At 33.8% G+C, this 20660-nt stretch carries 18 protein-coding genes and 1 pseudogene; 16 read left to right on the top strand and 3 right to left on the bottom strand.

Translation table 11 applies throughout. The features are described from left to right. Positions 1-14: 14 nt before the first annotated feature. The 5 genes and pseudogenes from DOK78_RS09910 to DOK78_RS09890 all read left to right on the top strand — a co-directional run bounded on the left by DOK78_RS09910 (position 15) and on the right by DOK78_RS09890 (position 5193). Positions 15-1424, top strand: a complete 1410-nt coding sequence (locus tag DOK78_RS09910) for a helix-turn-helix domain-containing protein (RefSeq protein ID WP_243430435.1) — start codon at positions 15-17, stop codon at positions 1422-1424. 23 nt (positions 1425-1447) lie between these two features. Next, the gene (locus DOK78_RS09905) at positions 1448-2797 is read left to right on the top strand and encodes an FAD-dependent oxidoreductase (protein WP_339076399.1); all 1350 of its coding nucleotides are present in this window, start codon (positions 1448-1450) and stop codon (positions 2795-2797) included. 72 nt (positions 2798-2869) lie between these two features. Further along, positions 2870-3115 (top strand): annotated as a pseudogene (locus DOK78_RS09900) (ABC transporter substrate-binding protein); the annotation flags it as partial. 314 nt (positions 3116-3429) lie between these two features. Then, positions 3430-4386: a ribosome small subunit-dependent GTPase A gene (gene rsgA / locus DOK78_RS09895; RefSeq protein WP_207940510.1), complete on the top strand. Its 957-nt coding sequence runs from the start codon at positions 3430-3432 to the stop codon at positions 4384-4386. Between the two features lie 156 nt (positions 4387-4542). Further along, entirely contained in the window at positions 4543-5193 is a 651-nt protein-coding gene (locus DOK78_RS09890; protein WP_207940511.1) for a DNA alkylation repair protein, read from the top strand. 72 nt (positions 5194-5265) lie between these two features. Here the strand turns inward: DOK78_RS09890 and DOK78_RS09885 are convergent, their stop codons facing one another. Further along, on the bottom strand, positions 5266-5979 hold the full coding sequence (locus tag DOK78_RS09885; protein ID WP_207940512.1) for an Ltp family lipoprotein: 714 nt from the start codon (positions 5977-5979) through the stop codon (positions 5266-5268). Between the two features lie 319 nt (positions 5980-6298). On the opposite strand from DOK78_RS09885, the gene DOK78_RS09880 reads away from it, so the two are divergent. The 7 genes from DOK78_RS09880 (at position 6299) to ahpF (ending at position 12129) form a co-directional block, all read left to right on the top strand. Continuing rightward, positions 6299-6844, top strand: coding sequence for a hypothetical protein (locus DOK78_RS09880; protein ID WP_207940513.1), 546 nt, complete (start codon positions 6299-6301; stop codon positions 6842-6844). 78 nt (positions 6845-6922) lie between these two features. Beyond that, positions 6923-7708, top strand: coding sequence for a serine hydrolase (locus tag DOK78_RS09875; protein ID WP_243430437.1), 786 nt, complete (start codon positions 6923-6925; stop codon positions 7706-7708). A 41-nt stretch (positions 7709-7749) separates the two neighbouring features. Next, on the top strand, positions 7750-8118 hold the full coding sequence (locus DOK78_RS09870) for a type II toxin-antitoxin system PemK/MazF family toxin (RefSeq protein ID WP_207940515.1): 369 nt from the start codon (positions 7750-7752) through the stop codon (positions 8116-8118). 301 nt (positions 8119-8419) lie between these two features. Next, a complete protein-coding gene (locus tag DOK78_RS09865; RefSeq protein ID WP_207940516.1) occupies positions 8420-8764 on the top strand; it encodes a PadR family transcriptional regulator in 345 nt (114 codons plus the stop codon). Continuing rightward, positions 8751-9713, top strand: a complete 963-nt coding sequence (locus DOK78_RS09860; RefSeq protein ID WP_207940517.1) for a permease prefix domain 1-containing protein — start codon at positions 8751-8753, stop codon at positions 9711-9713. The genes DOK78_RS09865 and DOK78_RS09860 overlap by 14 nt, the downstream gene beginning before the upstream one ends. A 312-nt stretch (positions 9714-10025) precedes the next feature. Beyond that, entirely contained in the window at positions 10026-10586 is a 561-nt protein-coding gene (ahpC, locus tag DOK78_RS09855; RefSeq protein ID WP_207940518.1) for an alkyl hydroperoxide reductase subunit C, read from the top strand. 10 nt (positions 10587-10596) lie between these two features. Beyond that, positions 10597-12129, top strand: a complete 1533-nt coding sequence (gene ahpF / locus DOK78_RS09850) for an alkyl hydroperoxide reductase subunit F (RefSeq protein WP_207940519.1) — start codon at positions 10597-10599, stop codon at positions 12127-12129. A gap of 21 nt (positions 12130-12150) precedes the next feature. Here the strand turns inward: ahpF and DOK78_RS09845 are convergent, their stop codons facing one another. Then, complete coding sequence (locus DOK78_RS09845) at positions 12151-13848, bottom strand: hypothetical protein (RefSeq protein ID WP_207940520.1); 1698 nt, start codon at positions 13846-13848, stop codon at positions 12151-12153. Between the two features lie 195 nt (positions 13849-14043). Here DOK78_RS09845 and DOK78_RS09840 point away from each other — a divergent pair, with 195 nt between their 5' ends. Beyond that, positions 14044-15069 carry a YibE/F family protein gene (locus tag DOK78_RS09840; protein WP_207940521.1) on the top strand — a complete coding sequence of 342 codons (1026 nt, stop codon included), beginning with the start codon at positions 14044-14046 and terminating at the stop codon, positions 15067-15069. Then, complete coding sequence (locus tag DOK78_RS09835) at positions 15066-15827, top strand: YibE/F family protein (protein ID WP_207940522.1); 762 nt, start codon at positions 15066-15068, stop codon at positions 15825-15827. The genes DOK78_RS09840 and DOK78_RS09835 overlap by 4 nt, the downstream gene beginning before the upstream one ends. A 15-nt stretch (positions 15828-15842) precedes the next feature. Here the strand turns inward: DOK78_RS09835 and DOK78_RS09830 are convergent, their stop codons facing one another. After that, the gene (locus DOK78_RS09830; protein WP_207940523.1) at positions 15843-17489 is read right to left on the bottom strand and encodes a PucR family transcriptional regulator; all 1647 of its coding nucleotides are present in this window, start codon (positions 17487-17489) and stop codon (positions 15843-15845) included. 207 nt (positions 17490-17696) lie between these two features. Here DOK78_RS09830 and fdrA point away from each other — a divergent pair, with 207 nt between their 5' ends. Together fdrA and DOK78_RS09820 are read left to right on the top strand one after the other, a co-directional pair. Then, complete coding sequence (gene fdrA / locus DOK78_RS09825) at positions 17697-19238, top strand: acyl-CoA synthetase FdrA (RefSeq protein ID WP_207940524.1); 1542 nt, start codon at positions 17697-17699, stop codon at positions 19236-19238. A gap of 1 nt (position 19239) precedes the next feature. Next, on the top strand, positions 19240-20658 hold the full coding sequence (locus tag DOK78_RS09820) for a DUF1116 domain-containing protein (RefSeq protein ID WP_207940525.1): 1419 nt from the start codon (positions 19240-19242) through the stop codon (positions 20656-20658). The last annotated feature ends 2 nt before the right edge of the window (positions 20659-20660 follow it).

Raw genomic sequence — 20660 nt, 5'->3', positions numbered from 1 at the left:
GTTGAGGTGATTCAATGAAATTAACTGAGTTGATGGATAAACATCAACAAGTACAAATGACAATTTTTCAACGGATAATAAAAAGTGATGGTGCAGTACGAATCAAGGATTTAGAACAAGAATTAGACGTTTCTGTGCCAACATTACAAAAAGAAATTCGATCACTAGAAACAGCCTTAGAATTATTCGATGAAGAATCGAAACTCGTGAGATTAGATAATGAATATTTAAGTGTGCAATTAGCCAATGAATTTTCTGTAAAAAAATTCGTTTATTCTTATTTAGAACAAGCTTTAGATTATCAAATTCTATTATTTGTTTTTCAACATAAAAAAGTGTCTATCACTAAAATGGCACTTGATTTACAAGTAAGTGAAGCTTCTTTATTTCGAAGGTTGAAATCAATCAATCAGCAGTTAGAGGAGTTTGAGATTCAATTTCGTAATAAGAAAATGGTTGGCGATGAGCTTCAAATTCGTGTGTTTTATTATTACTTTTTTTGGTCGAGTATACCTTTTACGCAATTGCAAAAAAAGTTTCGTAATCCTACCATCCAGAATTTGATACAAGTTATTGAAAAGCATTTCCATTTGGCTTTCACAAAAGAGCAATATTGGAAATTGTTGGTATGGCTAGGAATTATGCATAGTCGCTTTGATTATCGTGGAGAACAGAAGCACCGCTTAGATAAGGAAACTATTCATGCGATTGAACAAGATGTGTTTTATCAAGAATTAAAAAATATCTTAGCTCGTTATTTGAGTCGTTTTGCCTTCCAGGGATCAGATGAAGAATCAATCTATTTGTATTTTTTCATTTTATCAGAAGATTTACTGCCTTCAGATAAAAAATGGTTAACACAATCACCATTTATTGCTAAATTTTTAGCATTAAATAAAAAAATCTATCAAGAAATAGTTGAAGATAGCGATGTGTCTTCCTTTGATGTCTTTTTACTTGAGCTGCATGTTAAGATAGCTTTTTCAAAAGGATGGATCGACACTGAAGAAAACGATTTATTATTATTATCTGATTATGATGCAACCAAAATGTCTGCCTGTATGTCGATTATTGAGGACGAATTATCAAAAGATATTTCAAATTCGCAGTGGCGCATGTTAGATCAAGCATATGGATTGGTAGTAGACATTTATCAGAGAAGACAACAAAAAGAATTACTTGTTGGTATTGCTGTGGATGATTCATTACAATCAGAAGAAATCTATCAATTTATTCAACAGCATTTAGCAAGTGTACCCTCTGTAAGAGTGAAAAAAGCGAAACAGCGCGTATATTCGTTACTGATTGCTTCAGAGTATACGGACGTCTCACAATATACGTATGAAGAACTGTACCTTTTTAGTGGACGAGTTTCTTTATTTGAAGTTAATCGATTAAAACAAGCGATTCAAGAATTGCTATGAACAGGAGTGGAGAAGTTTTGCGAGTGGTAATTATTGGCGGTTCGCATGCAGGAATTGCTGCAGCGAGACACTTGAAAAAAATTGATGAAACGGTTGAAGTGGTTATTATCGAGCGTTCCAATGTGTTAGGGTACATTGGCAGTAGTCTAAACCTTTATTTAGAAGGATTTATTGATAAGCTAGAAGATGCACGGACAGTTACGCCAAGTCAATTATTGGTAGAACAAATTAACGTATTAATTAATAGTCGCGTGGTTGCTATTGATGAAAAAAACAAATCAGTCGATTTTACGACAGATAATGGCAATATTCATTTAACGGATACAGTAACTTATGATTATTTGGTTTTAGCGATGGGCTCTAGTCAATATCATACCGATTTTTCATCGGAAACAGAAGCAACAATGACGAATTTTAAGACATTAATGCAATCAAAAACAGCCTTAGACACCTTAATGGATGCTAAAAAAGTTGCGATTATTGGTGCAGGGTTAATCGGGTTTGAATTGGCTGAATCATTAAGTAAATACAATAAAGAAATTTATTTAATTGATCGGATGGATAGCGTATTATTTCGCTATTTTGATGAAGAAATTACGCATGAATTATTGCAGAAACTTCCTGAAAATGTTCATATTTTATTAAATAGTGATGTTCGGGAAATTACAATGACAGAAGATCAAGCGGTCACTGGAGTCATCTTAGCAAATGGACAAACAGTTGATGTTGAAGCAGCAGTTTATGCGATTAATCCTCGTCCAAATGTTGAATTAGTAACAGATATTTTAGATATTAATATGGATGGTACGATAGACACCAATGAATTTTTAGAAACATCTGATCCTTTCATCTATGCAGTCGGCGATTTAGTTTCGGTTTACTTCAATCATTCAGCTATGCCTATTTATATCCCGTTAGTTACGAATGCTTATCGTACAGGGATGATTGCAGCATCAAATATTTTATTAGAAGAAAAAATTCCTTTTCCAAAAGTACAACGAACGATTGTCAGTCAATTATTTGATACGTATTTGGCAAGTTGTGGCATTAATGAAGAAGAAGCACCTTATTATGGACTAGATGTTGCGTCAGTTACGAAAACATTCACTAAGGAAGCTTTATTTCAACTAGATGACTGTTTTGAATTAACGATTAAACTTGTCTATGACGTGGAAACAAAACAATTAATGGGCGGACAATTGATGACAAACTCTAAACGAACATTAGAAATTATTAATACCTTGTCAACCTTAGTTACGATGGAAACAACATTGAATCAGTTGGTAACGATGGACTTTTATTTTAATCCCAAACTATCGACACCATTACATTTTCTAAATGATTTAGCTTTAGAAGGAGTCATAAAACGTTAAAGAAATAAAAGAATTGTTGTTTCAGCAATTCTTTTATTTTTAAATTTTTAATAAACTAATTCAGGAGAATGAGAATCGTTCTCAACGGAATATGTATTAGAGAAAAATCCAGATGTTATTTTTGTTGTTGAACATACAAAAGCAATCGGTGGCGATACTTCTCAAAATAACGTAGCCGATAATGACTTGGTTAAAGAAACGAATGCTTGTAAAAATGGCAAAGTTATCGCGTTGGACCCACAAGTATGGTATTTATCAGGTTCTGGTTTAGAGTCTGTACAAATCATGTTGGATGACGTGAAAAAAGCTTTAGAATAAAATAATAAAAAGACTTCTAGATTCTTTGATTAAAAAGAACTAGAAGTCTTTTTATAGTTGTTCTGTTGAAAACGCTCTAAAAACAATTGAGAATAAGTAAGAGTTGTGTTACTCTTATCCTATTAATTAGAGAGAGAGAAGGTGCGTGCAATGTTAAATACACATAATCAACCGAAGCTAAATTGCAAACACTTTTTCTTAAACCGATAATTTGTCAGTTATTCTACGTTTAAAAATAAGTACTCTATGATTTTGCAATTAGCGGGTCATAGAGTTTTTTATTTGCAATTAAACAAAGAATAGGTGGAAAAAGAATGGAAACTAACATACAACGTGGTCGCGTAATAGCTGTCTATGGCAATTATTATCGATTACTTACAGAAAAAGAAGAAGTGTTGGCACAACTGTCAGGGAAATTGTTTGCACAAACAAAAGATGGAATAGGTTTACCAGCAGTCGGTGATTGGGTTGAATTTCAATTGCTAGATTATCAAAAAGGAATGATTCAGCAAATAGAACCACGAAAATCAAAATTTTCTAGAAAGATTGCGGGGAGTCAATCTGATGAGCAACTAATCGCAAGTAATATTGATTATTTATTTGTTGTGACCAGCTTGAATGATGAGTTTAATTTACGACGATTAGAACGTTATTTCGCAGCTAAACAAACGAATGTTGAAATAGTTGTCGTATTAACGAAAGCCGATTGTTGTTCTAATTTGGATTATTATTTAGTTCCATTGTATGAACTAACAACAAATATTATCGTTACGGGATTTGGTACGAATGAAGGGATTAAAAAGATTGCGGATTACCTAAAGTTTGGAAAAACTGGAGCGTTTGTTGGTTCATCTGGTGTTGGAAAATCAACTTTAGTGAATCGACTACTGCAGACAGAAAAAATGCTTGTTGCAGATATTCGATTAGAGGATAGTAAAGGACGACATACTACCACACATCGAGAATTAATTTCTTTACCAACGGGTGGTTATATCATCGATACTCCTGGAATGAGAGAATTCCAATTGTTTGAAAACAGTGAATTAGATAGCACCTTTCAAGATATTATTGAACTTTCGGCTACTTGTCGATTTAATGATTGTCGTCACGAATCAGAAAATGGCTGTGCCGTAAAAGCTGCGATTCAATCTGGGGAATTAGCAGAATCTCGGTTGTTGAATTATGTAAAATTACAACGCGAACTTGCATTTCAAGAAAGACGTCGGAAACAAAAAGAACGATTAAAAAATAAACGAAAAAATACCCGCTAATGGGGAATTAGCGGGAGGAGAAAAATGAAAAAGTGTTAGGGTTGTTTTAGTATGTATTAAATATAACCAGAAAATATGAAGAATTTACGATAAAAATTAGGATAGTTGCAGAATTTTTTACTAAGAAAATTTTTACTAAGAAAAGATGGTGGCGTAATGTTTGAAAAAATAGCAGAACAATTATTAGAAGTCGCTGATTCTAAAAAAGCTGAGAAAATGGCTGCATATATGCGTAATCAATTTACTTTTTTAGGGATTTCGGCGACCAATCGTAAATTAATTTGCAAAGATTTTTATAAGGCAACCAAAGGACAAGCTATTGACTGGAAGTTTGTTTTTGACTGCTGGGCCTGTCCTTATCGCGAATTGCAGTATGTTGCGATTGGTTATTTGACTGTTCTCAAGAAAAAGTTAACTCCAGCAGATATTTCGTCAATTCAACAATTAGCTCAAACTAAATCTTGGTGGGATACGATTGATGGCTTAGATAAATTAATGGGAGAAATAGCAAGCAACTATCCAGAAACCAAAGCAATTTTAATTCAATGGAGTATATCTGAAGATTTTTGGTTAAGAAGAATAGCCATTGATCATCAGTTGTTACGAAAACATGAAACAGATACAGAATTGTTGCAACTGATTTTGGAAAATAACTTGAATCAATCTGAATTTTTTATCAACAAAGCTATTGGTTGGAGTTTGCGAGATTATTCAAAAGTAAATCCTGAATGGGTGAAAAAATTCATCAACGAGCATCGTGAAGGATTATCTGCGTTAAGTATCCGAGAAGCAAGTAAATATCTTTAAAAACTATTATTGCATACGAGATATAAAAAAACGATACACATGACCATATTTTTTCTGATCATGCGTATCGTTTTATTCAGATAAATTTTTTAAGGCATAATCAGCTTGTTCTTCAGTAAAACCAGAAAAAATTAATTGATCGTATAATGCTTGATTGGAAAGTGGGGTAAAGGATTGTAATTGTCTGGCAGATTGAAGGGCTTGTTCTTCCCAGTTTACTTCAATATTTTCTAAAGCATAACGTATTTCATCTTCAGTATATTTATCAAACGTTAATTGTGATGATAAACTTTCTTGAGAAAAAGCAGAATAAGTAAGGTAGTTATTAGCGGAGCCTATTGCATGTTCTTTCCAATCAGCTTGAATGGTTTCTGTTGCATATTTTGCTGCTTCTTCTGGGTATTTATCAAAAATTAATTGGTTGTATAATCCTTCTTTTGATAAATTAGTAAATTTTAAATAATTTTTAGCACTCTCTAACGCATTTGTAAATTCTCTAGAAACATTATTATCAGATGTTGGTTCACTACTTACTGGTTCATTATAAGTTGATTCAGAAAAAGAAAAAGTCGTACTTTCTTGAGAAAATGTTGTCCTCGAATTTTTCTCTTTTTCCTCGTAAGTGTTCATCAAGGCACCACCTGACAACATAATTAGAAAACTACCTATAAAAATAAGAATCCCCGGTTTTTTCGGTGTTTTTTTGAAAAACGATCGAATGAACAACACAATTCCATAGATGCAACCCAATAACCCTAATAAAATTAATACATCTTCTAATTTCATAGTTTTCCTCCTTGTTTATTTCTTTAAAAATAGTATAGAGGTTTGAAGAAAAGGAAGCAAATTTATTTTTCACGGATAATCAGTTTTAATTTGCTTTATAAAAAGTAAGTCATTAATAAATATGAATTCGAATTAAATGCTATTCCATTATAATTGTTAAAATTATTTGATATACTTATTATAGACTTTATTTATAGGCTTTTTTTTGCTATAAATTATATAAAACCTAGGTATTTTTTATTATTTCCAACTATTATTGCATTTTAAATAATAATCTAAATAATTTTAAAACAGTTCAATCAAGAGGAGAGCAACTATCATGACCCTAAATTTAAAAAAAGACAATTATAATAAAATAATTGAGAGTGTATTAATTAATCCATTATTAGAAAATGAGCTAAATGATTCGATTTTAGTGGCACGAGGTATGGGAAGCCATCAATTAGTACAAATGACTTCGTGGAAGCAGAACCATGTTTATTATATGCAAGTTGAAGTTCATGTAACTGATCATGTTGCTGGAAGAATGGGATTACAAGCAAATGGACGCTTTGTAAGTAGCAATGCAATTAACTTGAGCATAGATAGAAATACAGTTGGTTGGGAGTGTTTATATACCAGTTTCAAAGCAACAAAAAACTATACTTTAGGTGTGTATTATGGCTCAATTAATGCGGCTAATTTAACTGGTTACGCTAAAAAGGCATATCTAATTGATTTAACGGAGATTTACGGAGAAGGGAATGAACCATCTGCAGCTGATTTTTATAATTTAAAACTACCCTTAATGAATAATGGAATTACAATGAGCAATACAGAGATATTAAAGAGGTTCGATAAAAAAATAAATACTATTACTAATTAACGGATAATTACCGCTACTGACGTTCAAGCTGAACAAGTGTTTATTCAAGAAATGAATAAAAAATGCAAATTGTGGAAGATGAATGATACAGTTTTTCAAAATGCTAGTGGTTTATCTAGAAAAGGACAATTATCTAATGCCCAAGATATGCTACGTTTGACATTACAAGCAGTTGGATCAGAACAAATAGTGAAAATTTGGGGAGCTAAGAAATATAGCGTTACTATAAAAGGAGAAACTCCTCGAACTATTAAGGTAAAGACCACTGTAACTAACCCAGCATTAGAAAACGCGTATTTATTATTAGGAGGAAAGTCAGGTACATTAGGTGCTGCTGTTAACAATGCAAGTATCTTAGCCCAAGTTAAGGACGGTACTTTTACATTTGTATCTATTGTCATGAAATCTAGTACTACGACTTCGAGATATGAGGATACAAAAAAATTGCTAGATGTCATCCTTAAAAAAATGGAGAATCCTCATTATATCCCGACAGAAACATTCACAGCAGTTTCGTTAGCAGGTGTGTTACTTCCTAATAATCCATTATTTTGGACTAATCTTGATAAGCTGCCCACATATAGTTATTACGGATTGAATGAAAGTCAGTTATTACAACAAGCCTCGTTAACTAAATTAATGACTAGTTTAATTATATTGGAAAATATATCAAATATATATGAAACATTTACCATTCAATCATCAGACTTAGTTGGCGGAAGTGGACCAAAAATGTATGATGGAGATCAAATTAATTTTATAGATGCATTATATTTCATGTTATTGCCATCATCTAATATTACAGCAAAAGCCATAGGGCGTGTTATTGGCCATAAAATCATACAGGCACGAGGCTATATTTAGAAATACTAGCTAATAAGCGATCAAATGTAAGGAGAAATTAAATGAATAAAACAATTAGAAGAGGAGAAATTTACTATATTGATTTGAAAGAAAGAATGATACCTGGAGAACAAAATGGTATTCGACCAGTAATCATATTGCAAAATGATATTGGAAACATACACTCTGGGACCACTATTGTAGCCTTTCTTACGACTAAAAATAAACCACTGCCAACACATGTTAAAATTAATTCCGTAAATTCAGGTTTGAGAAAAACGAGTTATGTTATGCTTGAGCAGATTCGTACAGTGAATAAGGATTTATTGAAATGGAAAATTGGGAAAATAAGCGAGGAAGAAACGAATTTAATTGAAAAAGCATTAAATATAAGCTTACACATCAATACAATAAAAGAAACGCATAGCTAATATATAAACGAATTTTAGAAAAAGAAGAGTGTGATAAAAAAGTCACAACTCTTTTTTTTTATGTCACTTGTAAACTTGAATAAATTTATGCACAACTATTATCGCATTTTAAATAATAAAAAAACTCAATAAACACATACAAGGAATAACTAACACCCCACTAGTAAAAACGAACAAGGACTGCCTAATCTATCTACGACTCTAGACCGATATTTCTGCAACTTGCTACTTTTACTTTACCTGTCGTAGTAATTAGAGGTATAATTACTATGACAGATGAAGTAATGCAAGGAGGGATGAAATGATTACAAGCGATGGTATTCGTGGATACAATGACGTGATCATTTTATCCATTCTAAAAGAAGGAGATTCCTACGGTTATGCGATTTCTAAACAGATTCGTGCAAGAAGCAATGATTTATATGTCATTAAAGAAACGACATTGTATTCTGCGTTCACACGTTTGGGAAAACAAGCATTTATTGAGGCTTATCCTGGTGAATTAACACATGGAAAAAAAAGAACCTATTATCGTATTACCGAAAAAGGAAAAAATTTTTTAGATTTGAAACAGCAAGAGTGGGAGCAAACGAAATTCGTAGTAGACGAGTTTTTAGAAGGGGGAACTGAAAATGAAAATTATTAAGGAATATTTAGATAGCTTATTCTTAACAGTACCGATTACACCAGAAACAAAAAAAGCCAAAGAAGATTTGTTGGCAATTATGGAAGATCACTATCATGAATTAATCGCAGAAGGAAAAAGTGAACATGAAGCAATTGGCGCAGTCATTAGTGAATTCGGCTCAATTGATGAAATTCTAGCAGAATTAGAATTGGAACAAGAAGAAGAGTATGAGAGCTATGATGATGTGGAGTCAGTGACTTTAGATGAAGCATTTGATTTTTGGGCGGTTACGAGAAGATTCGCTTTTGAATTATCATTAGGTATTTTATTATTAGCGCTGTCGATGGCGTCAATTATGTTTATAGGTTTTTCAGAAATTTTTGCATTTCTAGGTCTCTTCGGCTTTGCTATTTTGGTAGCAGTTGGGATTGGTTTTATTATTTCGGGGTCAATGAAATACGTTCGGGAAAAACGAAAATTGGATGATCGACCCTTAGCAAGAGATGTGCATAAAGAAGCGTTTTTCCAATTAGAGAATTATGATAAAAGTTTTCGAATGGGCTTATCATTAGGAATTGGTTTATGCGTGTTATCAATCCCAACTCTTTTCTTTTTTGCAAGCATCGTTTACTCAGCAGAATTGGGGGTTAGTACTTTCTTTGCTACAGGAGGCGTAGGAGCTTTCTTAATCATTTATACTAGTATTGTCAGAAACGGCTTTAAAAAAATGACCAATGGACAATATTTTGTGTCTGATGAAGACCATCCTGGCCCTCGTGCAACAAAACATTCTTATGGTGCGGCTGCTCCGTTGATGATTACTATGAGAAAGTTTTATTGGCCACTGGTCTTCTTGTTCTATCTATTTTGGTCTAACCTTACTGGCTGGGAGAGTAGTTGGATTATCTTTGTAGTTGCTGGGATTTTTTATAGCCTGGTTAGCGAAACATTTAAAAGACATAAATAATAAAAAACTGGAAATCATGAAGATTTCCAGTTTTTATTTGATTCTTAGCTAATTGAGAATGTATAAAGTTAATTGAGAATAATAAATGCTGCTAGTATTTAGTTGTACAATTGTTATCAATAAGAAATTTTATGAAAAACAGCATGAAAACTAAGTATAATAAGGATGATAAATGAGTATTATCAAACACTTTTTATTAGATTAGAATTATTCAAAATAATTTAAGCAAAAGCATTGACCTTATTTCTGACTTTCTATATAGTTATTAATAGAGAGTATTCTCAAATAATTATTCTAATTGGAGGACGTATCATGTCATTAATCGGAAAAGAGATTGTAGAATTTAACGCAAATGCTTATCATAAAGGTGAATTCATCGAAGTTTCATCAGAAGATTTTAAAGGGAAATGGAATATTGTCTGTTTTTATCCAGCAGACTTCACGTTTGTATGCCCAACTGAATTAGAAGATTTACAAGAACAATATGCAACTTTACAAAGCTTAGATGTAGAAGTTTATTCTGTTTCAACAGATACACACTTTACTCATAAAGCTTGGCATGATCATTCAGATGCGATTGGTAAAATCGAATATATTATGATTGGTGATCCATCACATGTTATTTCTAAAGGATTTGATGTATTGGATGAGCAAGGTTTAGCTCAACGTGGTACATTCTTGATTGACCCAGATGGTGTTGTTCAAGCCGTAGAAATCAACGCAGATGGCATTGGCCGTGACGCAAGTAGCTTAATTGATAAAGTTCGTGCAGCGCAATATGTTCGGACACATCCAGGCGAAGTTTGTCCTGCGAAATGGAAAGAAGGAGCAGAAACGCTGAAACCTAGCCTAGATTTAGTAGGTAAAATTTAAGGAGGGTATTATGGCATTAGATAACGAAATTAAAGGACAACTTGCGCAATATTTAGAACTATTGGAATCAGATATTGTTTTTAAAGCAAGTCTAGGCGACGATGAAAATTCAACAAAAGTTAAAGAATTTTTAGAAGAAATCGCTGATATGTCTCCTAAATTATCCATTGAAGCAGTGACGCTTTCACGTACGCCTAGTTTTGCTTTAGCCCAACCAGGACAAGAAAGCCGTGTGGAGTTTGCTGGTTTGCCGCTAGGGCATGAATTTACCTCGTTTATCCTTGCTTTATTACAAGTAGCTGGCCGTGCACCAAAAGTGGATGATACGATTGCGAAACGTATTCGAGCAATTGATAAAAAATTACACTTTGAAACATATGTCAGCTTAACTTGTCATAACTGTCCGGATGTGGTTCAAGCATTGAATATCATGTCTGTATTGAATCCAAATATTTCTCATACGATGATTGAAGGTGGCATGTTCCAAGAGGAAGTTGAAGAGAAAAAAATCATGGCAGTTCCAACTGTTCTTTTAGATGATGTGGAATTTGCTAGTGGTCGTATGACAATTGAACAATTAGTGGAATTAGCTGCTGGGCCAACAAGTGCGGATGAATTCGCAGATAAGGACGTATTTGATGTTTTAGTGGTCGGTGGTGGTCCTGCTGGAAACAGTTCAGCAATTTATGCTGCTCGTAAAGGTATTAATACAGGAATGATCGTTGAAACTTATGGTGGACAAGTCATGGATACCGTTGGGATTGAAAATATGATTGGTACACCTTATACAGAAGGTCCTCGCTTAATGGCTCAAGTTGAAGAACATGTGAATCAATACAATGTTGACATCATGAAAAATCAACGTGCCAAATCAATCCGTAAAAACGATTTGATTGAAGTTGAACTAGAAAATGGTGCGGTTCTTAAAGCAAAATCTGCCATCTTATCTGTTGGTGCTGCTTGGAGAAATGTAAATGTACCAGGAGAAGAAGAATTCCGTACAAAAGGTGTAACTAATTGCCCGCACTGTGATGGTCCTTTATTTACAGGAAAAGATGTTGCTGTAATTGGCGGTGGGAATTCCGGTATTGAAGCAGCAATTGACTTAGCTGGTTTAGCAAAACACGTGTATGTTTTAGAATTTTTACCAGAATTAAAAGCCGATCAAGTCTTGCAAGATCGTGTAAATTCTTTACCAAACGTGACTGTTGTTAAAAACGTAGCAACGAAAGAAATTACAGGTACCGACCAAGTCAATGGTATTTCATATGTTGATCGTGATACGAATGAAGAACACCATATTGCTTTAGAAGGTGTATTTGTCCAAATTGGATTAGTTCCGAATACTGCATGGTTACGTGATTCTGAGGTAGCTTTAAATGAACGTGGCGAAATTATTGTTGACAACCATGGAATGACAAGTTTAGAAGGTGTATTTGCTGCAGGAGACTGTACAGATAGTATCTATAAACAAATTATTATTTCAATGGGTGCTGGAGCAACTGCAGCTTTAGGCGCGTTTGATTACTTGATTCGCCAATAATAAAAAATAGGTGGGAAATCATTATGATTTCCCACCTATTTTTGTTTTAAAAAGAATATACAGAGCAATAATCCAGGAAAACATCGAAAGAGCAATTGGAAAGATAATTTGCTGACTACCTCTAAATGTGATGGACAAACTATTTTTTCCTACTTGCTGTTTGACTGTGATAGACCCAATTTTAGTTAAGACGATATCTTTATCGGTTAATTTTTTGCCATTTAAAGTAAGTTCCGTTCGTGCATATTTAACAATAGGAACTTTTACCTTTGCAGCTTGATTGGCGTTCCACTCGACATAAAGCTTATGATTCTTCACATATTTTTTAAACTGGTGATTAATTGCTAGGATATGCTGTTCATATTGGCGATAATTATTTTTATGATTTTGCTGATAAATTGGTAAATAATCAGGTGTTGATTTTTCTACCAATGTCAAAAGCGTCGTAAAGTCTGAAGAATGAACAGCTTTTTTTAATTCTTTTTTGTCCGTTGTTTGAATAAATAAATGTTTTCTTCCAGTTTGCACCATGCGTTTTTCAGTATTCCATTCATTCATTGGCTCTTGAGTTTTTAACATCACTTGTCCAAGACTGAAAGCTAAAATAGCAGTAAGGATAGCCATGCTAAATAAATTTTTCTTTCCATAACATTGAAAAGTATAGCACGCTAACAAGAGTAGAAAGATGGTAACTGGAACGAAAAAACGAAATGGAAACTGAATTAAATCAACTATCAGCAACTCTTTTCCTTGTAATTGATTCCAAGGAACGATATTAGTGGATAAGATGAGAAAAAATAACATCGTTCCACTGCATAATCGAATGAATGGTGGATATTTTTTCCATAATAAGACACTAGTAAGTAATTGTCCAAATAATAATACAACTAAAAAGATGGGAGTTGTTAGCCAATAGCGCCCATTGCTAGTAATCGCACTACGGTCCATATGCTGATTAATAAATGGATCAGCAATAGTATTCGTACTATAAATCATATAAAAGCTAACCCAAATAGCTAAGGTCAACAAGAAGAACAAACCAATCGAACAAGCCAATTTTTTTAGTAGCTGGCTTTTTTTCGGATTTTTAATAAAGGCATAGCAGAAAAATGGAAGATAAATTAAGATTAAAATTAGACTTGTAAAAACATGTGTTTGAAACATAAGGGCTGTCAAAATACCTAATTCTAACCAATTAAACTCTTTTTTTTCAGCCATATCGACTATTGGTACTAAACATAGTGGTAAAATGGCGGCGCCCCAACTAGAAAAGCCTTGGCGCATTGTCCAATATTGAATCGAAAATGTTGTTAAATAAAAAATAGCCCCAGCGCAGCTCAGTGAAGAGCGAATATGAGCTTTATTCAAAAAAGTGTACATAGAAATGCCTGAAAGTACAAAAATCATGAATCGAGAGACCACTTGATAGCCAAACCATGAAGGGCTAATTAAGACTAACAACCCTTGGATGTAAGCAATTAAGGGACCGTATAGTGCATTAACGATACGACCGGATTGTTGAAATCCATACATTGAGATAAAATGTTGGAAATTTCCTTCTTTCATTTGCATTGCAGCATCATAAAAACGATTATAATGAAACACTGCATCTGAGCCTAAAACCATACCTTTTGTAATCAATTGTGGGAGAATAAGAATCAAGGAGACTAGAAAAATAACAAGAATAGCTAGTCCATGTGTGTGAATCACTTTTTTCATATGAAAACCTTCAACTTTCTAATTATTTTTTTGTAAGTATAGCATGAAAATTTTTTGGGAACGAATGAAATAGGAATCGACAACGTGTTTTCTAGATAAATTCTACGACTATTATAATGAAAATTTAAAAAATTGAATGGTTGTTCAAATCCATATTTTGTTTTATGCTTAAAAAATGGGGAGAAGGAGGTCGACATGAAGCGAAAAATAACTTTAGGAATAATAACTACGCTGATCTGCATTTTTGGTAGTTTATTCATTCAAAACTACAGTGGAAATTGGTATCAGCAACCCTTAGCAAAAATACAAAAAATAGAAATTAAAGATAATCAACAGCTTATTCAAGCAATCGTCGTGAATGGCGCAGCAAAGGGGAAGGAAATAGCACTAGTTGCTCCTTATCAAGAAAATGAAATTGAAAGTGTGCATTTAAAAAAAGGCAATCAAGTTTTTTATCAAGGTAATGAAGTAATGGAAAAAAAGCGAGATGGTTTTGTTTTCTTTATGGTTAGCTTATTGTTATTAACTTTATTATTTGTAGGGGGTAAGACTGGTTTAACAACGTTTATTAGTGCATTGTTAAATAGTAGTGCTCTTTTTTTCACGATTTGGTTCTATCGAGAGCACGCATCGCTTTCGTTGATTCCTATGACAATGGTTTACATGTTTTTTTCGGTAGCGATTACCTTATTTCTCATTGATGGGATTCAAAAAAATAGTCTACAAAAATTTGTAGCGACGATTGTCACTATTTTAACGGCATTCGGTATTTGTTATTTTACAATGGCGATATTACAAGATAAAGGCCTACGTTTTGAAGATATGGGTGTATTGACAAGACCATATCGTCCAATCTACTTAGCAAGTTTATTAATTGGCGCAATCGGTGCATCCTTGGATACGGTAGTCACTGTTATTTCAACGTTAGAGGAAATTGAATTACGCAATAATAAAGTGACCCTCAAACAATTAATACAATCGGGAAAAACCGTTGGAAATGATATTAGTGGCACAATGATTAATGTATTGATTTGTTCTTATTTCAGTAGTGCGATTCCGGTCATTTTATTGTATTTATTTAACGGCTGGTCATTTGGCCAAACAATCAACATGTTGTTATCGTTAGAAGCAGTACGCGTATTATGTGGTGGTTTTGGTATTCTATTATCTATTCCGATTTCATTATTCTTCTTTGCAATTGGAAGGAGGAGAATTCAATGAGCGTTTTAGGTGTTTTATTGATTTTATTTATCCTGTGTATGGGAGTTATTATAGGGAAATCTTCTTTTTATGTATTAAGTGGCTTATTTATGAATTTACTATTATTTTTATTGCTGATTTTCTTTTTAAATCAAGGATTTTCGGTTTATCTTATAAGCTTATTATATATTTTAGGCAATAGTTTGATTACATTAGCGTATGTCAATGGTTGGAATGAAAAAACGAAAGCTGCTTTTTATAGTATGTTACTATTTTTGGTGGTATTAGGCATTGTTTTTATTCCGTTGATCCAAAGCTTAGCTGTTCATGGCTTTCCTGCACAAGAAATGGAAGAATTAGCAGTGATGAATTTGGAGATTCCAATTCGTTTTTCTGAATTAAGTGTCTCCGTTTTATTTATTGGTGTTTCTGGTGCGTTAATAGATGGAAGCATGGCAATTGCTAGTGCGACAACAGAGCTTTATCATCGACGTGAAGGCACCATCGATTTCTCCCGTTTATTTCAATCAAGCATGGCTGTCGTGAAAAGTATTTTGAATTCGACAATTAACACCTTACTTTTTGCTTTTATTAGTAGTAGTTTAGCATTGATTTTTTGGTATCAAGATTTAAAAATTCCTTGGCAAGAAATGATTCATTCAAAAGCATTTGTTGATGAACTCGCAATTATTTTATTGTCGGGAGTGGGTGTTGCAGTAATATTACCTTTTACAAGTGTGGTAACTTGTTGGTATTTATTGAAACGAAAAACGAGGTGACTACACCTCGTTTTTTTATGCTTTGGGATACTGTTTGTACAATTTTAAAGCAAACGTTAGATTGAACGCTGTTGCTGGTGTAGTCAGTGAACATCCCAATAAATTTTCGATTTTTTCGATACGATAAAGCAGCGTATTCCGATGAATGAACAATAAACGAGACGTTGCAGCTAAATTTTGCTGTTGCTGCAAATAGACATCCAATGTCTCAATTAAATGACTATCTGTTTCACAATCATAGGTAAGTAATGGAGATAAATAATGTTCAATTAAATTGTTAGCATCAGGCTGATTAATATGTCGATAAAGAAAATTCTCTAAATAAAATTCTTTAGCAAAATATAACCGATTCTGAGTGTGTGTTTGATACGCAATCATTTGTTTGGCTTCTTGATAACTTTGATTTAATTCAGCAAGTTTTTGCACAGAGCCAATAAAGATAGTTACATGGGCATCGTTGGCTAAAAAAGAGAGCAAATACTGATGAAATTCAGTGAAAAATTTATGTTGTTGAGTTTCATTTGACATTACTTCATCGCGATGCCCTACTAAACCAATGACTTGTTGTCCCTGTTTAAACACATGTAAATCAAAATGGGAGGTTGTTTGATAGTGATTTACAGCATTTAAAATGGTTCGCATCAGCAAGTCTTCGTCGTATTTTTGCTGTAACAAATCATTGCTTTTGCTTGGCGTTTCAATGGACAGGATGAAGACAACATATGCAAGATCATAGTCGAATTCAATGTCAAACGAACGTAATTCTTCAATTGTTTTCGTACCAAATAATAATTCTCGATAAAAATCACGTAGCACTTTATTATTGATGCGTTCTTTTTCAGCTTGATGAACGATTTTTAATGCGATTGCAATCGAAGCATTTTCTAAAACGATATAATCTTTTTGCGAAAGGGGGCGCTGGTTAGGTAAGACAATAATATAGCCATAAGTCACTTCGTTGAAAAATATCGGTAATAAAACGCCGTTGACACCATCTTTAAAAACAAAATGTGTTGGATGTTTTAATTGAGATACATTTGTTGGAATACTTGAAAGCAAAGTTTGGTTAAAAAAAGCCGTCGATTTTTGCTGTCTAAGATAGGGATAAAAGGCACTGGCTGGTTTATTTGCTAAAAGGCTCCAATCTGCATTGGTGATAATAAGCGGGTTCCCTAAAAAACTTTCTAATTTCTGTTTCAGATAATCAATACCTTCACCTTGCAACCCGTATTCCATAAATTTTGAATTAATATCCAATGCCATTTGGGCAGTCTCACTCGCTGAATCAGCAAGTAAATTCATTACTGTGTGCATGATTTTTGAAAAAGCAACACCATAAGGAATTTCAATTAACGGAATGGCTAATTCATCGCATAATTCGATTAATTTTTTTGGAAGAGGATTTAAATAAATTTTTGGTTTGATACAGACTGCTGCGATATTCAAACGACTAAAGCTTTTTAAAAAATGTACTAAAGCTTCGGGACTTTCTTTAAAAAAATAACCAGAAGTCACAATTAATTCACCTGGAGACAACCAATCTGTCGCTTTAGGATTATCTAAAATATTTACACCAGTAATTTTATTAGTGATTCCTGATTCACCAGCTAAAAGTTTAAAATCTTCAAACATCGGTAGTTTTAGAAAAGCAGTGATATCCATAATTTATAATACCTCCAAAAAATTTAGTTGTATATTGTGTACAAATGAATGAAGGTATTTTCAATCAAATAGTACATATTAAAGCGATTACATTATCGTTATTATATAGATATAAGTTCATAAAATAAAGTGTTTTTAGTTAAAAAGGCCTATTTTATGATAATTGTATAAAATAAACAGTTAGCTATAAAAGTGAGGAGAACCTAAATGAAGAACTTAGTAGTAAAAGTATTAAAAAATCGCTACATTGATTCTGTTTCATTGATGGCATTGTCTACCAAAGCTAATCAAATCGAACATGTTTCACAGGCAATCGTTGCAATGGCGACGGATATGAACAAAGAAGTAATGCGGAATGCAGACTTAACCAATGAGGTGGTAGAACAAGCACAGGCGAGTGATTTAGTGATTACGATGAAAATTACCGATGAAGGGGAAGCACAAGCTGTTTTAGCTAAAGTTGAAGAACTGTTGACTAAAAAAGAAAAAGTCACAACGACCAACGTCAAACGTGTATATCATACGATTCAAGAAACTGTTCAAAATGAAAAAGCCCATCTAGCTTTAATTTCTGTGAACGGCCATTATGCGACCAGAGAAGCCTTGCAAGCTTTAAACAATAACCTAAATGTCATGATGTTCAGCGATAATGTGTCAGTTGCCGACGAAAAAATGTTAAAAGACTTAGCGAACGAAAAAGGACTTTTAATGATGGGTCCTGATTGTGGAACAGCAATTATTAATAATATTGGCTTAGGTTTTGCAAATAATGTACGAAGAGGAAATATTGGAATTATTGGAGCTTCTGGTACAGGTTCACAAGAAATTTCTGTACGTATTCATGAATTTGGTGGCGGTATTTCACAATTGTTGGGAACAGGTGGACGTGATTTAACTGCTGAAATTGGTGGGAAAATGATGTTAGCAGGTATCGATTTATTGGCACAAGATCCGGATACGGAAGTGATTGTTTTGATTTCCAAACCACCTGCAAAAAAGGTACAAGAAAAAATTATTGCTAAAGTCAAAACAATTAATAAACCAGTCGTCGTTTGGTTTGTGGGTGAAATGGAACAACGAGTAGATGGAAACATTTATTTTGAATCGATGTCCAAAAATACTGCCTTGAAAGCAGTTGAGTTAGCGGGTATTTCTACATCTAATTTAGATTTACATCCTTTAAACATTCCTTTGATTGAAGAAGTCAGACAGAAATTAGCACCTGAACAAAAATATATTCGTGGATTATTTACAGGTGGAACTTTAGCAGCGGAAGCTTATTATATTACGAAACAAAAATATGCAAATGTGTATAGCAACATTGCAAAAAATCCAGAAAACCAAGTAAATGAAAACTCAAGTGATGGACATATTTATATTGATTTTGGTGCTGATGAATATACAGATGGCAAACCGCATCCAATGATTGATCCGAGTAATCGTATCAATCAATTTAGAAAAGAAGCTCAAAATCCAAAAGTAGGTGTGATTTTACTCGATTTTGTTTTAGGTTATGGCGCACATCAAGATCCAGTTGGCGTCATGGTAGAAGAAATCATTCAAGCGAAGCAACAGGCTGAAAAAGATGGTCGTCATTTAGAGGTAATTGGCTATATATTAGGAACAGATTACGATACGCAAAATATTGAAGAACAATTAGCAAAACTGGAACGTACAGGGGCAATTTATGCAAGTAGTATGCAAAACGCCGCATTATTGGCCCGCGAATTTGTTGGAAAGGACGAATGAAATGAATCCATTATTTACCGAAGAATTAACTGTTGTTAATGTTGGTTTAGAAAAATTTACTGAAGATATTCAAACTCAGGGAGGAACAAGTATTCAATTAGATTGGGCGCCACCTGGATTAGGAAATGAAGCAGTTTTACAAGCGTTGACAATCCTTGAGAAGCCTGAAAATCTAGAAAAAATTCAGCAAGCTAACCAACGAGTGTTTGAAATCATTACTTCATCAAGTATTTATTTAACTGGATACGCCAAAGCAATTGATGTTGTTCCTGGGATGAAGAAAAATATGATTTTGCATGCGGGACCCCCGATTACTTGGGAGAAAATGAATGGTCCTATGCAAGGAGCAGTTTTAGGAGCGATTGTATTTGAAGGTTTTGCTGAAAATTTAGAAGAAGCCCAAAAAGTGGCACAATCAGGACAAATTGAATTTAGTCCGTGTCACGAACATAATACTGTAGGTTCAATGGCAGGTGTTACTTCCGCATCAATGTATGTGCATATAGTTGAAAATAAAACGTATGGCAACGTTGCATATACTAATTTGAGTGAACAATTATCTAAAATTTTAAGAATGGGTGCCAATGACGATTCGGTGATTGAACGTTTGATTTGGATGCGTGATGTATTCGGTCCTATCTTGGCAGAGGCTATGACGTGTTTAGAAGGAGGGATTGATTTACGCTTACTGGTTTCACAAGCATTGCATATGGGCGATGAGTTACACAATCGAAATGTTGCAGGCACAACGCTACTCATTCAAGCGTTAACTCCAGGTATTATTCAGACTGATTTTTCAGTAGCGGATCAAAAAGATGTGTTTGACTTTGTCGCAAGCAGTGATTATTTCTCTGGGCCAACATGGATGGCATTTTGTAAGGCAGCTTTAGATGCGGCTGTGGGTGTTGAAGAGTATAGCTCAGTTGTGACAACAATGGCGCGAAATGGAACAGAGTTTGGGATTCGCCTAGCAAGTACTGATCCTAAAGAATGGTTTGTCGGTCCGTCTCAAAAAGTTATCGGGCCAATGTTTGCTGGGTATACAGAAGAAGATTCCGGCTTAGACATCGGCGATAGTGCAATCACTGAAACATTTGGTTTAGGTGGTTTTTCAATGGCGGCAGCACCGGCAATTGTGGCATTAGTGGGCGGTACGGTAGCAGATGCAACAAATTATTCCTTATCAATGGAAGCTATTACAACAGGAGAAAATCCCAATGTTACCATTCCAGCACTTAACTTTATGGGAATTCCAACAGGGATTGATATTCTAAAAGTGATGCAAACCAATACTTTACCCGTAATTAATACAGCGATTGCTCATAAGGAAGCGGGAATTGGGATGATTGGTGCCGGTATTACCTATCCACCGGTAGAAGCCTTTCAAAAGGCCATTGTTAAGTTAAGCGAAAAATTTTAAGT

Origin of the sequence: Enterococcus sp. DIV2402, assembly GCF_017426705.2 — a bacterium.
Lineage (GTDB): Bacteria > Bacillota > Bacilli > Lactobacillales > Enterococcaceae > Enterococcus_F > Enterococcus_F lowellii.
Note: the sequence above shows the minus strand (reverse complement) of the source record. Positions and strands in the feature narration are given on the sequence as shown.